Raw genomic sequence first — 15357 nt, 5'->3', positions numbered from 1 at the left:
GGCGCGGCGGCGGCGCTCATCGGGCCACCCCTTCCCGGGCCAGGAGGTCGCGCTTGCGCTCGACGCCCCAGCGGTAGCCGGAGAGGGCGCCGTCCGAGCGCACCACCCGGTGACAAGGGATCGCCACGGCCAGCGTGTTGGCACCGCAGGCCATCGCCACCGCCCGCACCGCCGCGGGCTCGCCGATGGCGCGGGCGATCTCCGCATAGGTCGCGGTCCGGCCCACGGGGATCGCGCGCAGGGCCGCCCAGACTCGCTGCTGGAAGGCGGTGCCGCCGATGTCGAGGGGGAGGTCGAGCCCCCGGGCCGGCGCCTCGACGAAGCCGATCACCTCCGCCACCCAGCGCTCGAAGTCCGTATCCCCGCCGGTCAGCTCCGCCTTCGGGAAGCGGTCCTGCAGGTCGCGGACCAGGGCGTCGGGATCGTCGCCGAGCAGGATCGCGCAGAGGCCCTTCTCCGTGGCCGCGACCAGGATGGCGCCGAGGGCGCAGGCGCCCACCGCGAAGCGGATGCGCGCGCCGAGGCCGCCCTTGCGGTAGGCGGTGGGGCTCATGCCGAGCCGCTCGGAGGCCTCGGCATAGAACCGGCTCGGCGCGTTGTAGCCGGCCTCGTAGACGGCCTGCGTCACGGAACCCGCCCCCCGCAAGCCCTCGGCGACCCGGCTTGCCAGGCGCGCCCGCGCATAGGCTTTCGGCGTGATGCCGGTGACGGCACGGAACACCCGGTGGAAATGGAACGGGCTGAGGCCCGCGGCCTTGGCGAGGACGTCGAGGGACGGCATCGTCTCCGCCGCATCGATCAGGCGGCAGGCGCGGGCCACGGCCTCGGTCTGGCGCTCGGTCAGGGAAGCCTCGTTCGGCCGGCAGCGCCGGCAGGGGCGGAAGCCCGCCGCCTCGGCCGCCGCGCAGCTCGCGTGGAAGGCGACGTTCTCGCGCCGGGCCGGACGCGAGGGGCAGCTCGGGCGGCAATACACGCCCGTGGTGCGGACGGAATAGACGAAGCGCCCATCGGCGGCCGGATCGCGGGCGGCGAGCGCCGCCCAGCGTGCCGCGTCCTCGGCCGGCGGCGCGAGGGCGATCGTCGGCTCAGTCTTCGGTTCGGCGATCCGCATGGGGGAACCTCCTTCGCGGCGGGGCGCCCCGCGGCGCCCGCTCATGGGGTCACCTTTGCGCCCGCGCCGCCCGGCCCGCATCCCGCGGCTTGCTCCGTAATCCGCTTCGTCGCGGCCTTCCCCGGATCGGCTGCGAGACGGGCCGCATCATGCGCCCAGAGATGCAGGACCGCATAGGCGCGCCACGGACTCCAGGCGGCCGAGCGCGCCTCCAGGGCCTTGGCGCTCGGGCGCCCGGCCGCATCCTCCAGCGCCCGCAGCAGGCCGAGATCGCCGGTGGGGAGGGCATCCCCCGCCCGCAGCGCCCGCATGGCGATGTACTGCGCCGTCCAGTCGCCGATGCCGCGCAGGGCCTTGAGGCGGGCAACGGATGCGGCGAGGCCCTGGCCCGGGGCGAACAGATCCGGCTCGGCGATCACGGCGGCCGCGAGCGCCCGGATCGCGGCGGCGCGGGCGCAGGGCATGTTGAGGGCGAGCGCGATATCGGCCTCGACCAGGGCCTCGGGCGACGGAAACACATGGCTCAGCCCGGCTCCGCGCGCCGGGGCCTCGGGGGCGAGGGGTTGGCCGAAGGCCGCGACCAGCTTGCCGGCGAGCCGGGTGGCGGCGGCCACCGAGACCTGCTGGCCGAGGACGGCGCGCACGGCGAGCTCGAACCCGTCCCAGGCCCCCGGCACGCGGATTCCCGGCCGGGCCGCGACGAGGCCGGCCATGAAGGGATCGGCGGACAGGGCCGCGCCGATGGCGGCCGGATCGGCGGCGAGATCGAAGACCCGCGCGATCCGCGCCGCCGCCTCGGGCATCGCCTCCGGCCGGTCGAGGGAGAGGAGGACGGACGCGTCCTCTCCGCGGACGAACTGGAGGAGCCCGTGCCGGCCGCCGAGGGCGATTGTGCGGGCGTAGCAGCCCGGGCCGGCCGCCTCGACGCCGGGAATGGCGCGGACGGCGAGATAGGCATGCACGCCCTCCCAATCGTAGGGCGGCGTGAAGGGGATGCGCAGCGTCGAAGCCGGGGATCGTTCCATGGCCTGTATCTTGGGCTGCCGGGCCGCGCTCACAGCCCCGGGCGCCCGCCGGCCGCGCAGGTGCCGATGCGGCGGCCGACCTGAATCTCGGTCATGGTCATGGTCTTGCCGCCCATCTGCATGGCGATGCGGCCCTGGACGCTGTCGGGCGCCAGGACATCGCGCGCCGTCGCTCGGGCAGCGTTCCGGCCCTCGCAGGCGGTGTCGAAGGTCAGCGTGTTTCCCGCGCGGCGCGCCGGCGCCACGGGGCAGCGGGCAAGGGGGTTGTTGTCGCTCAGCACCGCGAAGCCGGGGTTTTCCGCGCCCGCCTGCCCATCGAGGCAGAGCCGGGCGGTCTTCCGGGCAGGGCGGGCAGCTCCAGCGTCACCGCGATCTCGTAGAGGCCGCTGTCCAGCGTCCCCGGCTCGCCGAGCCCGATCGAACCTGCTCGCTCCATGGCCAGCCCTCCCCTTTCACAACAGGGGAGCACGGCCGAGGCGCAGGCGCGATCCGTTTCTTGCTCCCGAATCTTCAGACCGGCGCGGGCGCCTCGGCAGCCTGTGCGGCGCGCCACCGCTCCTGCACGGCGCGGGCACCGCGCAGGATCGAGGCGTAGCCGGTGCAGCGGCAGAGATGGCCTGCGAGCGCCGCACGGAGCGCCGCCTCGTCGGCCTCCGGATCGCGCCGGAGCAGCGCCACCAGGGCGATGGTGAAGCCCGGGGCGCAATAGCCGCACTGGAAGGCGTTCTCCGCGACGAGCGCGGCCCGCACCATCTCGGCCTCCGGCAGGGTGTCGAGCCCCTCGGCGGTCACCACCTCGGCGCCGTCGAGCCGGTAGGCCGGCACCAGGCAGGCATTGGCCGGCGCGCCGTCGACGAGGACGAGGCAGGCGCCGCAGCGCCCGATGCCGCAGCCGGGCTTGGCGGCGGTGAGCCCGTGATCCTCGCGCAGGATGTCGAGCAGGCGCTGATCGGGCGGCCCGGCGAGCGCCTGCTCGCGACCGTTCAGGCGAAAGCACGGCGTGGTCATGCCCGGATCTCCTTGGCCGCCATGGCGTCGAGCAGGGTCTCGGGCGGGATCGGCGTCACGACGGGCCAATGGCCGATCGCGTCGGCGATGGCGGCCGTGATCGCAGGGGTAACGGCGCCGATGCCCATCTCGCCGACGCCGCGGGGGCCGTAGGGATCGCCCGGATCGAGATCGGGAAGGGCGAGGACGCGGCTGCCCAGCGGGGCATCGGCGATGCCCGGCAGCATGTAGGTGTCGAGATTGGCCGTCAGCGGCCGGCCGGCCTCCATGCGCACGTCCTCGTGCAGGGTGAAGCCGAGGCCCTGCACGCCGCCCCCCTCGATCTGGCCGAGATAGGCCGCCGCATCGAGCACCGGCCCGGCGGCGGTGTGCTGGTGCAGATCGAGCACGCGCACCAGGCCGGTCACCCGATCGATCGCGACCCGGGCGAGGGTGGCGCCGAAGGCGAAGAGATAGCGGGCATTGCCGGCGGTGTACGCGGTCTTGGGATAGTCGAAGGACGCGGATTCCCGGGGCCGCGCCGCCTCCGGGAGGCGCGCGGCGAGTTCGGCGAAGGGCAGGAGCGGCGTCCCGCTGTTGGAGCGGGCCTCCCGGATTCCGCCGGGGCCGAGGGCGAGATCCTCCGGCGCGCGGTCGAGCAACCGGGCCGCGGCGGCGAGGAGCCCCCGCCGCAGACCCGGCCCGGTCGCCTCGGCGCCCTTCCAGACCACGAAGGTGCCGCGGGAGGCGGTGGTGGAGCCGGAATCGGGCGTCGTGCCGGTATCGCCGATGATCGGCCGGATATCCTCCCGGGCGATGCCGAGGCTCGCGGCGACGGCGCTGCGGATCGCCGTCTGCAGCCCCTGGCCGATCTCGTCGAGACCGTAGAGCGCTTCGATGGCGCCGTCCTCGGCGAGCCGCAAGGTCACCTCGGCACGGTCCTCCGGCAGGGAGCCGAGGCCGTTGCCCTGGTAGTTCAGGGCCATGCCGACGCCGATCCATTCGCCGGTCTGCTCCCGCGGCGCGTCCCAGAGCGGGCTCGCCGCCGCGGCGTCGAGCATCTCGGCGAGCCGCTCGCTCGGGCCGACGCGCTGGCCCAGGAAACCGGGGTTGCCGACCGCGCGCAGGTTCAGCCGGCGCATGGCGACGGGATCGAGCCCGACCTTCTCGGCGAGGCGGCCGACCTGGCTCTCGATGACGAAGGTCATCTCGTTGGCGCCGAAGCCGCGGAAGGCGCCGCCGGTGCCGTTGTTGGTCGCCACGAGGCGGCCCCGCGCCTCGACATGGGGCACGGCATAGGGGCCGCAGGAATGTTCGAGCGCGGTCTCGACCACGCCGGGGCTGAGGGAGGCATAAGCGCCCCCATCGGCCACGAGATCGACCGCGACGGCGACGAGGCGGCCTTCCGCGTCGCAGCCGGTGCGCATGCGGATGCGCGTCGGGTTGCGCTTCGAGCCGGCCAGGACCGATTCCGCCCGGTCGAGATGCAGCCGCACCGGCCGGCCGCACTTGAGGGCGAGCAGGGCGAGGGCCGGCTGCACCGTGAGCTCGTCCTTGCCCCCGAAGGCACCGCCGGTCGGGCTCGTGACGACGCGGATGCGCGCCTCCGGCCAGCCGAGGATGCGGGCGAGCTGGAGCCGGTCGCGGGCGCCATGCTGGCCGCCGGCCCGCACCGTCAGGGACCCGTCGGACTCGACCATGGCCCAGCCGCCCTCGGTCTCCATGAAGCCGTGCATCTGGCGCGGGGTGACGTAGGTGTCCTCGACGACATGGGCGCAGGTCGCCAGCGCCGCTGCCGCATCCCCGCGGCAGAAGCGGATCTCCCGACGCAGATTGCCCTCCGGGTGGAGCTGCGGCGCGTCCGGGGCGAGGGCGGCCTCCGGCGTGTCGAGGACGGGCAGCGGCTCGTAGGTCACGCGAATGCGGGCGAGGGCGGCCTGCGCCGTCGCCGCGTCCACCGCCGCCACGGCCGCGACCGCATCGCCGGCGTAGCGCACGAGGCTGTCGCAGAAGGCCGGCTGGTCCTGCACCATGATCCCGTAGCCGTTGAGGCCGGGCACGTCGCGGTAGGTGACGACGGCCACGACGCCCGGCAGCGCCTCGGCCTCGCGCGTGTCGATGGCGAGGATGCGGGCATGGGGCAGCCCCGCCCGCAGGATGCGCCCGACCAGCATGTCCGGCCGGCGGGCATCGGTGAGATAGGCGAGCCGCCCGTACACCTTGTCGGGGATGTCCGGGCGGATGTGCCAGGCTTCCGGATCCGCCGCCTTGGAGACGACGACCTCGCCCGGCGGCGGCGCCTTCGGTGTGGGCCGGCGGGACGGCCTTTCCGCAATGGAGCGGGCGGGCAAAGCCTCCGGGCCGCCGAGCCCGGCGACGAAGGCGTTGGCGGCCACGCAGCGGCGATAGCGGGCGCTGCGAAAGGCGTCGTCCGGCGCCTCGATCTCCGCGAGCAGGGCCGCGTGCAGGCCCGCCCAGTCGATGGCCGCGAGAGGGCGATCGAGAAGTTGCGCCTCGGCGCCGATCAGCCGACGCGGCGGAACCCGGCCGCCACCCACCGCGAGGCGCGCGCCGACGATGCGGCCCTCCGCGAGGCGCAGCAGCCCCGCCGTTCCGATCATGCTCGGGGTGAAGGCGGCGCGCAGCCCGGTCTTGCGCTGGGTGAAGCGATCCTGCGCGCCCTGGGCGCGCAACCGGACGGCGAGGATCAGGCTGTCCGGTGCGGGTGGGGCGGCGAGCCAGGCGGCGAGGCTGCGCCGTTCAAGGCCGCCCGGCCTGCGCAGATCCAGCACGGCGTCGAGGGCGAGAAGGGCCGGCAGGGCGCAGCCGGCACGGCCGGCGATGTTGCCGCCGAGAGTCGCGAAGGTGCGGATGCCGGGAGCCGCGATGCCGCGGATCGCCTCGCGCAGGAGCGGCAGGTCCTGCGCGACCACCGGATCGGCCTCGATCACCGCGAGCGGCGTCGCCGCCCCGATGCTCACCTCCGCCCCGGCTCTCGTGACGCCCTGCAGGCCGGCGATCCGCGACAGGTCGACCAGCACCTCCGGCCGCTCCACGCCCGCGGCCCAGTCGAGCTGGAGCGCCGTGGCGCCCCCCGCCGGCCGGGCGGCGGACCCGTATCGCGCGAGCAGCGCGACCGCCTCGTCCGTGTCGCGCGGTTGCAGAATCCTCATGCCGTCGGCGCCTGCCCTTCGCGGAGTTTCCGGCAAGCTCGACCGCAAGCGACGTGCCAGGGCGCGCCGCCTCGGAGCCCCGCGGCTAGGCCGGCTCCGTCCCGCCCTTGCGCGCCATCCAGCCTTCGAGCGTCGGCGTCGGCATCTCGAAGCGGTCGCGGATGGTCGAGCAGGTCGAGCCGCCGAGGCGGGCGATGGCGTCGAGCCGGGACGGATCGATCCGCAGGCGCTCCGCGTCGACCACCTCGGCCTGGAAATGCGCGTAGACGATCTCGCCGAGGATGATCTGGCGCGCCTTGCCGATCTCCAGGGTGGTGTGGCGCCGGCACTCGAAGGCGGCGGGTGCCTCGGCGATCCAGGGCGCGGCGATCACCGTGCCGGGCACGGCGGTGAGCCCGGCTTCGGCGAGCTCGTCGGTGCCCGCGGGAAAGCCCACGGCGCAGACATGCATCGCCTCGGCGATGGCGTGGCTGACGATGTTGACGGTGAAGACCTCCGTCAGCCGGATGTTGCCGGCCGTGTCCTTGAAGGACATGTCGGGATGGTTCTCGACGCCCAGCGCCAGGATCGGCGGATCGTGCGACAGACAGTTGAAGAACGAGAACGGCGCCGCGTTCACCCGGCCCTCGGGATCGACCGTCGTCACCAGGGCGATGGGCCGCGGCACGATCGCCCCGATCATCAGCTTGTAGCGGTCGCGGGGCGAGAGCACGCGGAAATCGAACGTCACCGTCCCCGCAGGCGCAGCGGTTGTCCCGCCGGTCATGCCTGCCCATCCTGCGGGCCGGAGGAGGCCCGCAGCCGCGCGCCCCAGGCATCGAGGATGGCGGCGGCCTGCGGCGCGCCATGCTGCTCGGCGGGCAGCGACCGCTGCGCGACCGGGGCGCCGGCCTCCGCCCGCAGGGCGTCCGGGTCGACGGGATGGCGCTGCGCCCGGGTCAGCCCCGCGAAGGCGGCACCGGCATCGTCCATGGAGGCGGCATAGTATAGCCGGGAAATGCCGACCACGGTCATCGTCGCCACGCAGAGGGCGCAGGGCTCGCAGGAGGTGTAGAGTTCGCAGCCCGTGAGATCGAGGCATTGCAGGCGCGAGCAGGCGTCACGGATCGCCTCGACCTCGCCGTGGGAGGTCGGGTCGAACCGCGCCCGGGCGTGGTTCAGCCCCTCGCCGACGATCTCCCCGTCGCGCACGATCACCGCGCCAAAGGGCTCGGTGCCGGGCTCGGTCAGGGCGCGCTCGGACAGCGCGATCGCCCGTTTCATGAAGCGTTCGTCGTACATCCGCGTCCTCATCCCGGCTGGCCGCTGGTGCCGAAGCGCAGGCCCTTCTCCTTGAGCCAGCGCCGGTAGACCACGGAGGACTTGTCGGCGCGGGTCGGGATCTCGTGCCGGGGCTCCAGCGGCAGGCGCAGGGGGCGCTGGTTCTCGACGATGATGCGGTCCTGCAGGAAGATGACCTGCTCGAAGTTCAGAAGCGCGGTGTGCGTCGAAACGTCGTCGACGAGGTACATCACCGCCTGCGCCCGGCAGAGCTCCTCCTCCATCGGCTGGATGAACAGGGCGATGGCGTCGAGGCGCGTCGGCGCGGTCGGGCAGACCCGGTAGAGCATCACCACGAAGGGCGAGGGCACCCGGTAGGTCAGCCGCACGAAGTCGCCGCTCGACTCGGTGGCCGCGATGCGGGGCTGGAAGAAGGTGCAGTTGGTGGCCCAGACCTCGTCCACGTCCCGCCGGATCTCGGAGGCGTAGGCCGGCACCTCCGTATGCGGCTCGGCGCCGAGGATATCCGTGTGGACGAAGGGGAAATGGGCCATGTCGAGGAAGTTCTCGACCACGCGGGGCGCCGAGGTGCGCAGCTTCACCCAGCCGCAGGGCACGAAGCGACGGTCCGCCTCGGCGGCCTCCTCGATGACGAGGAGGTCGCGGTTGGGCTGGCCCAGCGTCGTCCAGAGGCAGCCGTAGCGCTCCCTGGTCGGCAGGGCGGGGCCGAGGCTGCCATCCGCGGCCCGCTCGCGCACGAGGAAGGCGCCGTCCTCGCGCCGCTCGGAGACGATGTCCTGGCCGAGAAGCCGCGTGACGCGGGGCCGCGCCGTCACCTCGGCCGCGGTCTCGATGGCGTACCACTCGTTCAGGGCGACGGGGTCGGTGGTCTTCATCGCTCGGTGCTCCTCGGGCCCCGGGTGTCTCGAACGGCACGGCCGACGGGCGGTCGCGGCGGCGTCACAGCGGCTTCCCCGGGGCCGCGCCCGAGGCCGCGAGCGCCGCCTCGGCCTGCGCGAAAAGCTTGCCTTCGTCGAGGCCGACCAGCTCGCCCTTCCGCCAGACGATGCGGCCGTTGATCATGGTCAGGTCGACGGGGGCGCCGATCCCGACCCGCGGGATCAGGCTCAGAGGATCGTGGCGCGTGCCGACATAGTCCATCCGGCGCGTGTCGATGGCGAAGAGATCGGCGGCCATGCCGGGCGCGAGCCGGCCGATATCGTCGCGGCCGAGCACCTGCGCGCCGCCGGCGGTGGCGTAGCCGAGGAAATCCGCCGCCGGCGGAACGGGATGGGCGCGCTTCGCGGCGACGAGACACTGCAGCATGTAGGCCGAGTGCAGGCAGTGCATCAGATTGGAATTGTCGTTCGAGGCGGCGCCGTCGCAGCCGAGGCCGAGCTTCACGCCGAAAGCGGCCATGGCCGGGATGTCGGTGACCTCGGCGCCCACCAGGTAGACCGGCTCCGGGCAATGCGCGACGCCGGTGCCGCTGCGCGCGAGGGTGCGCAGCTCGTCGTGGGTCAGCTCCCAGCAATGGGCGTAGAAGGCGTCCGGCCCGGCAAAGCCGAGCTCCGCGCAGTAATCGACCGTGCGCATCCTGTGGCGCGCCTGGATCACCGCGCTCTCGCCCTCGCCGACATGCGTGTGCATCATCACCCCGCGGTCCCGCGCCAGGGCGACGGATTCCACGAAGGTCTCGCGGTAGCAGTTCACCGGCTGGCAGGGCGCCACCACGACCCGGCGCATGCCGAAGCGCCCCGCCTCGTGATAGCTGTCGATCAGCCGCGCACAGTCGCTGATGAATTCGTCCGTGGTCTCCAGCATCGCGTCGGGGATGGTCGAGCCTTCCGACTTCGGCAGGGTGTTGCCGCCGCGGCCGGCATGGAAGCGCAGGCCCAGCAGCTCCGCCGCCTCGAACTGGCGGTCGATCAGGCGCTTCCCGGCATGGCGCGGAAAACAGTACTGATGGTCGAGCGCCGTGGTGCAACCATGCTTGATCAGTTCCGCCATGGCGGTGACCGAGGAGTGGTAGAAGCAGTCCTCGTCGAGCCGGGAGAAGACCGGATAGATCCGGTCGAGCCATTCGAGCACCGACAGCCTGGTCCAGTCGAGCTCGGCGCGGTTGCGCACGAAGCACTGGAAGAAGTGGTGATGCGTGTTCACGAGGCCCGGATAGACGAACCACCCATCCGCGTTCGTGACCGCGACGCCCTCGGCGAGCGGCCCATCGGCCAGCCCCTGGCCGATCGCCGTGATCGCCGGGCCCTCGATCAGGATGTCGACGTCGCGCAGCACTTTGGGTCCGCTGCCGTCGTCGCTCACCACGGCGGCGCAGTTCTTCAGGAGATGGCGCGTCGTCTCACGCGCGGACGGGATCGGCATGGGAAGGATCTCGGGGACGCTCAGGACAGTCAGTCTTCGGTTTTCAGGCGCGCGATCTGCTGGAATTCGCGGGTGTCATGGGTGGCGAGGACGCGATCCGGGCTGAGGCATTGCGCGGCGATCGGCCGATCATGGCCACCGATCGGGAGGCCGCGGCGCTCCAGCCCGGCATTCGCACGGGCTGAGAGAGAACCGTGTCGCAATTGCGCGAGTCACACCGCTCACCGCACGTCGCGGTGATAGGGGCGGGCCAGGGCGGCGGGCTCGGCGAAGAAGGGCTTCAGCCGCTGCCAAGCGACCACGGGCAGGATGATGAAGGCGATGGTGCCGAGATAGGGCAGCATCGAGAGGATGGCCGGCGCCACCGGCCAGCCGCGGGCCTGGCCGACGAAGCCCAGGGCCGTGATGATGCCGAAGATCAGCGCCGCCCCCACCGCCGTGAGCGGCCGGTAGCCCGCGAAGATCACGAGCGCCACCGCGATCCAGCCGCGGCCGGCCACCACGCCCTCCGACCAGGACGGCACGAAGGCGAGGGTCAGATAGGCGCCGGCCCCCCCGGCCAGGGCCGCGCCCAGAGCCACGTACCAGAACCGGATCGCGGTGACGGGGATGCCGGAGGCGTCGGCGGCGGCCGGGTTCTCGCCCACCGCCCGCATGTTGAGGCCGTGGCGCGTCTTGAACATCAGCCAATGGATGGCCACCGGCAGCAGACCGTAGATCAGGTAGACGAGCAGGTTCTGCGAGAACAGCGCCTGCCCGACCACCGGCAGGTCGCTGAGATACGGGATCGGCACGCGCTCGAACACGGCCCTGGCCGGCGAGCCCGCATAGGGGCGCCCGAGGGTCGCGGCGAGGCCGGTGCCGAGCAGGGTGAGGGCGAGGCCGCACAGGACCTGGTTCGCACGCATCAGGACGGTGGCCAGGGCGAACAGGCAGCCGAACAGGAAGCCGGCGGCGAGCGCCGCCAGGAAGCCGAGCGTCGGGCTCGCCGTCGCCGAGACGGTGGCGATGCCGGTGAGCGCGCCCATCGCCATCAATCCCTCGACGCCGAGATTCACGACGCCGACCCGCTCGGCCAGAACCTCGCCGAGGGCGGCGAGCGCCAGAACGCCGCCCGCCAGCACGGCGGTGGCGAGAATGCCGGTGATGATCTCCATGGCGATCCCCTCAGGCGGCCCGCGCCGGCTGGCGCACGAGCTTGTAATGGGCGAGCTCGTCGCCGATCGCGGTGAAGAACAGGATCAGGCCCGTGGTCGCGAGCACGGCGCTGGTATTCAGGCCCTGGGCCGACAGGATGATGCCGGCGTTCAGCAGCGTCGCCATCAGCGCCGCCGTGGCGAGCACCGCGAGGCAGGAGCCGCGGGCGAGCACGGCGACCATGATGCCGAGATAGCCGTAATTGTTGGAGATGCCGCCCTGGAGACGGTGGGCGGTGCCCGACAGCTCGATCATGCCGGCGAGCCCGGCGATGGCGCCGGAGAGCAGCATCACCGCGATGATGCGGCGGCGCACGGGGATGCCGGCATAGATCGCCGCGCCCGGATTGGCGCCGGCGACGCGGACCTCGTAGCCGAAGCGGGTGAAGCTGAGGAGCAGGGCCACCCCGATCGCCACAGCGACCGCGATCGGCAGGCCCCAATGCAAAGCGTCGCCGAGGGCCGGCATCTCGTAGGGCACCCGCGCCGTCGCCGCGAGGGCGGCGCCGGTCTTGTCCCGCCAGGGCCCGGTCGCGACCCAGGCCACGAGCAGGGCCGCGACGAAGTTGAGGAGCAGGGTCGTGATCAGCTCGTTCACCCCGGCATAGGCCCGGGCCAGGGTGGGCAGCAGGATCCACAGCGCCCCGGCCACCATGGCCGCGGCGGCCATGGCCGGGAGCATCGCGGAATCCGGCCCGTCCAGGTGAAGCCCGACCGCGGTCGCCGCCAGGGCGCCGACGCTGAACTGGCCCTCGCCGCCGATGTTCCACAGCCCGATCCGCTGGGTGATCGCGACGGCGATGCCGGTGAGGATCAGGGGCGTGAGCAGCAGCCCCACATCCTCCAGGCCCTCCATGGAGCCGGTCGCCGTCGACAGGAAGTCGGCCCCCATGGCGACGGGCGCCCGGCCGGCCACCGCCAGCACGAGGCCGACGCAGAGGAGCGCGATCAGGATCGCGAGGATGCGTCCCGTCAGGGCCGCGGCGGCAGTCGCCGAGGGCATGCGTTGGAGGCGCCAGTTCATCGTGTCGATCCGCCGTTACGCTTGCATCTGCCGCTGCCCGCCCATCATCAGGCCGAGCGTCTCGATATCGGCCTCAGCCGCAGGCACGGTGCCCATGATCCGCCCGTTGAAGAGCACGGCGATGCGGTCGGAGAGTTCGAGCAGTTCCTCCAGCTCCTCGGAGAACAGCAGCACCGCCTTGCCCTCGTCGCGCAGGGCCGCGATCAGCGAGAGCAGGGTGTCGATGGCGCCGACATCGAGGCCGCGGCTCGGATAGGCCGCCACGAGGACGCGATCGGCGATGCGCACCTCGCGCCGGGCCACCAGGCGCTGCTGGTTGCCGCCGGAGAGGTTGCGCACCGGCATCTCGAAGCTCGGAATCGCGACCTCGGCCGCCTTGGCCATGGCGCGGGCGACCCGGCCCGCCGCCCGCGGCCGGAACAGGCCGAAGCCCCCGATCGGCGGTTTGCCGTATTCCCGCAGGACCGCATTGTCCGTGATGCTCAGGGAGGGCGCGAGGCCGGAGCGCAGGCGGTCCTCCGGGATGTGGCCGATGCCGAGTTTGGCGAAGGCCGCCGCGTCCCCCGCCTTCGCCGCCTTCCCGTCGACGAGCACCGTGCCGGCCGTGATCGGGCGCATGCCGGTGATGACCTGGCTCAGCTCGCGCTGGCCGTTGCCGGCGACGCCCGCGATCCCGAGGATCTCGCCGCCATGCAGGCCGAGGGACAGGTCGTGGAGCGCCGGAAGGCCGCGATCGTCCAGGGCGTGGATGCCCTTCAGCTCGACGAAGGGCCGGGGCGAGACCGCCAGGTCCGGCCGCCGCGCCCGCGCCTTGCGCAGGGTGATCTCGTGCCCGACCATCAGCGCCGCGAGGCTGCGCTCCGTGGCGCCCGCGGCCAGCTGCGTCGCCACCTTGCGGCCGCCGCGCAGCACGCTGATGCGGTCGGCGATCTCGATCACCTCGTCGAGCTTGTGACTGATGAAGATCACGCCGTTGCCCCCCTCGCGGAAGGCCCGCAGGGCGCGGAACAGCTCCTGCGCCTCCTGCGGCGTCAGCACGGCGGTCGGCTCGTCGAGGATCAGGATGCGGGCCGAGCGCGCCAGCACCCGCAGGATCTCCACCCGCTGCTGCTCGCCGGCGGAGAGGTCGCCCACCCGCGCATCCGGCCGCACCGCGAGGTTGAAGCGCTCCGCCAGCGCCCGGGTGCGCTGCTCCAGCACCGCGGCGGAGGCCCGCCAGGGCGTCTCCGGCCAGCCGAGATGGACGTTCTCGGCCACGGTGAAGGCCGGCACCAGCTTGAAATGCTGGTGGACCATGCCGATGCCCGCCGCGATCGCCGCCTGCGGGGTCGGCAGGTCCTGGGCGTAGCCGTCGATGATGATGCGCCCGGCATCCTGCTTGTAGATGCCGGTGAGCACGTTCATCAGCGTGGACTTGCCGGCGCCGTTCTCGCCGAGCAGCGCATGGATCTCCCCCGGCATCACGTCGAGATCGACGGAGTCGTTGGCGAGGACCCCGGGGAAGGTCTTGGTGATGCCCTGCAGCTCGACCAGGGGCGGCGTGCCGGGCGGATACCCGGTCCTGCCGTCCTCGGCCTCGATCGCGGGGAGCGGGGCTTCCGCCCGGGCGAGCGCGAGGGCATTCATCGGGATCAGGCTCCGAGACCGGCCACGCCTTCGATCGACCAGTCCCAGCTGTAGAGCTCCATGTCGGTCATCGCCTTGCCGGCCGGGACGCGGACCTTGCCCTTGTTGTCCTTGAGCTCGCCGGTGAAGGGGTTGTAGCCGGCGAGCATCTTCTCGCGCACGGCGTCGGCCTGCTTGGCCACCGCCTCCGGCACGCTCTCGCCCCACTTGTCGCGGTCGATGCCCCCGCCCAAGGGCAGGATGGTGCCCGTCGGCTGCCAGGTGCCGGCGAGGCGCTTGGCGACCTGATCGACGTAGAACTTCTTCCAGTCGCAGACGACGGAGCTGACATAGGCCTTCGGCCCGAAGCGGCGCATGTCGGTGTTCCACATGGCCGCCTTGATGCCGCGCTGCTCCGCGACCTGTAGATAGCCGGCCTCGTCCATGATGCCGAAGAGGAAGTCGCAGCCGTTGTTGGCGAGCGCCACGCCGGCCTGGGTCGCGGCCTGGGGGTCGAACCAGGAATTGATGGTGACGACCTGCAGCGTCGCCTCGGGCTTCACCGAGCGGGCCCCCATCAGGAAGGCGTTGGTGGAGGCGTAGCAGGAGGCGACGGGGAAGGAGGCGACATAGCCGAGCTTGCCGGTCTTGCTCATCAGGCCGGCGGCGACGCCGATCACGTAGGTCGGGTACCAGTGCGCGAGGTAGTACCAGCCCTGGTTCTCGTCGACGGTGGAGCCGTTGGCCTCCATCACCGCCACGCCCTTGGCGCGCTTGCTCACGTCCTTGAGGAAGTCGCCGTATTGCGAGGTGGCGAAGATGATGTTCGCCTTCTGCGAGACGAACTGGCGGAAGGTGCGGGTCGCGTCCGCGGAATAGGGGATCGACTCGACGAAGAGCGTCTTGGCCTGCGGGAAGGCGGCCTGGACGGCCTTCATGCCCTGGTCGTGGCTCCAGGTCCAACCCTCGTCGTTGACGGGGCCGACATGCCCGAAGGCGATGACCGCATCCTTCTCGGCGACGGGGGCGAAGCTGGCGGCCTGTGCCTGCCTGAGGGTGGGCGGGAGCAGAAGCCCGGCCCCGGCCGCGGCCCCGAGCCCAAGGAAGCGGCGCCGGTCGGGCGTCAAGATCTTTGCCATCGATGCAGTCCCCGTGGCGGGCGCTGGTTTCGCGCCCTGTGCAGGGACCGGAGCGGCAAGAAGCGTGCCTATTCCGGGGAAGCGGGGCCCCCACGGGAAATCCGCCCGGCCCGCATCCCGGCCGCGTTGGTGCAAATCCTGCGATGCGCCCCCGGCCGCGCCCTCTCGGGGCACGGAAGCCGGAGTCGAGGCTCAGTGCAAACCTTCACGACCATCGTTTTCACCGGCCGCTTCCGGCCGGCGAGCTTTCGCGCCTTCGCCGAACACCGCGCCCATCTGCTCGATCTCGGCGCGCGCTTCGTCGAGGCGGGCCCGGAGCGGATCACGGTCGCCGTGTCCGGTCAGCGCGACTTCGTCGATGCCTTCGAGATGGCCTGCAGCCTCGGACCGATCGATTGCCTCGTCCTGGAGGTCGAGCGCGCAGATGCGTCCTAACACTTTGGATACAAGGAGAT

General features: G+C 72.5%; 14 protein-coding genes. 1 reads left to right on the top strand and 13 read right to left on the bottom strand.

Features of this window, described 5'->3' with window-relative positions; genetic code table 11:
- Positions 1–16: 16 nt before the first annotated feature.
- The 13 genes from ada to MMB17_RS11750 form a co-directional block, all read right to left on the bottom strand.
- Complete coding sequence (gene ada, locus MMB17_RS11810; protein ID WP_241102038.1) at positions 17–1111, bottom strand: bifunctional DNA-binding transcriptional regulator/O6-methylguanine-DNA methyltransferase Ada; 1095 nt, start codon at positions 1109–1111, stop codon at positions 17–19.
- Between the two features lie 41 nt (positions 1112–1152).
- Entirely contained in the window at positions 1153–2136 is a 984-nt protein-coding gene (locus MMB17_RS11805) for a DNA-3-methyladenine glycosylase family protein (protein ID WP_241102037.1), read from the bottom strand.
- 29 nt (positions 2137–2165) lie between these two features.
- On the bottom strand, positions 2166–2417 hold the full coding sequence (locus tag MMB17_RS11800; RefSeq protein WP_338041785.1) for a DUF3617 domain-containing protein: 252 nt from the start codon (positions 2415–2417) through the stop codon (positions 2166–2168).
- Positions 2418–2646: 229 nt separating this feature from the next.
- Complete coding sequence (locus tag MMB17_RS11795; RefSeq protein ID WP_241102036.1) at positions 2647–3144, bottom strand: (2Fe-2S)-binding protein; 498 nt, start codon at positions 3142–3144, stop codon at positions 2647–2649.
- Positions 3141–6296 carry a molybdopterin cofactor-binding domain-containing protein gene (locus MMB17_RS11790; RefSeq protein WP_241102035.1) on the bottom strand — a complete coding sequence of 1052 codons (3156 nt, stop codon included), beginning with the start codon at positions 6294–6296 and terminating at the stop codon, positions 3141–3143. The genes MMB17_RS11795 and MMB17_RS11790 overlap by 4 nt, the downstream gene beginning before the upstream one ends.
- An 85-nt stretch (positions 6297–6381) precedes the next feature.
- Entirely contained in the window at positions 6382–7062 is a 681-nt protein-coding gene (locus MMB17_RS11785; RefSeq protein ID WP_241102034.1) for a flavin reductase family protein, read from the bottom strand.
- Positions 7059–7559, bottom strand: a complete 501-nt coding sequence (locus MMB17_RS11780; protein WP_241102033.1) for a nucleoside deaminase — start codon at positions 7557–7559, stop codon at positions 7059–7061. Before MMB17_RS11780 ends, MMB17_RS11785 begins: the two co-directional genes overlap by 4 nt.
- A 26-nt stretch (positions 7560–7585) precedes the next feature.
- Positions 7586–8452: an aromatic ring-hydroxylating dioxygenase subunit alpha gene (locus MMB17_RS11775; RefSeq protein WP_241102032.1), complete on the bottom strand. Its 867-nt coding sequence runs from the start codon at positions 8450–8452 to the stop codon at positions 7586–7588.
- A 64-nt stretch (positions 8453–8516) separates the two neighbouring features.
- Entirely contained in the window at positions 8517–9938 is a 1422-nt protein-coding gene (locus tag MMB17_RS11770) for an amidohydrolase (RefSeq protein WP_241102031.1), read from the bottom strand.
- A gap of 221 nt (positions 9939–10159) precedes the next feature.
- On the bottom strand, positions 10160–11095 hold the full coding sequence (locus MMB17_RS11765) for an ABC transporter permease (RefSeq protein ID WP_238311639.1): 936 nt from the start codon (positions 11093–11095) through the stop codon (positions 10160–10162).
- A 10-nt stretch (positions 11096–11105) separates the two neighbouring features.
- On the bottom strand, positions 11106–12158 hold the full coding sequence (locus tag MMB17_RS11760) for an ABC transporter permease (protein ID WP_241102030.1): 1053 nt from the start codon (positions 12156–12158) through the stop codon (positions 11106–11108).
- A 15-nt stretch (positions 12159–12173) separates the two neighbouring features.
- Positions 12174–13784, bottom strand: a complete 1611-nt coding sequence (locus tag MMB17_RS11755) for an ABC transporter ATP-binding protein (protein ID WP_241102029.1) — start codon at positions 13782–13784, stop codon at positions 12174–12176.
- A 5-nt stretch (positions 13785–13789) separates the two neighbouring features.
- A complete protein-coding gene (locus tag MMB17_RS11750) occupies positions 13790–14902 on the bottom strand; it encodes a BMP family ABC transporter substrate-binding protein (protein WP_238311642.1) in 1113 nt (370 codons plus the stop codon).
- 195 nt (positions 14903–15097) lie between these two features.
- Here MMB17_RS11750 and MMB17_RS11745 point away from each other — a divergent pair, with 195 nt between their 5' ends.
- Positions 15098–15337: a hypothetical protein gene (locus MMB17_RS11745; RefSeq protein WP_238311643.1), complete on the top strand. Its 240-nt coding sequence runs from the start codon at positions 15098–15100 to the stop codon at positions 15335–15337.
- Positions 15338–15357 lie beyond the last annotated feature (20 nt).

The organism is Methylobacterium organophilum, assembly GCF_022533465.1.
GTDB lineage: Bacteria > Pseudomonadota > Alphaproteobacteria > Rhizobiales > Beijerinckiaceae > Methylobacterium > Methylobacterium organophilum.
Note: the sequence above shows the minus strand (reverse complement) of the source record. Positions and strands in the feature narration are given on the sequence as shown.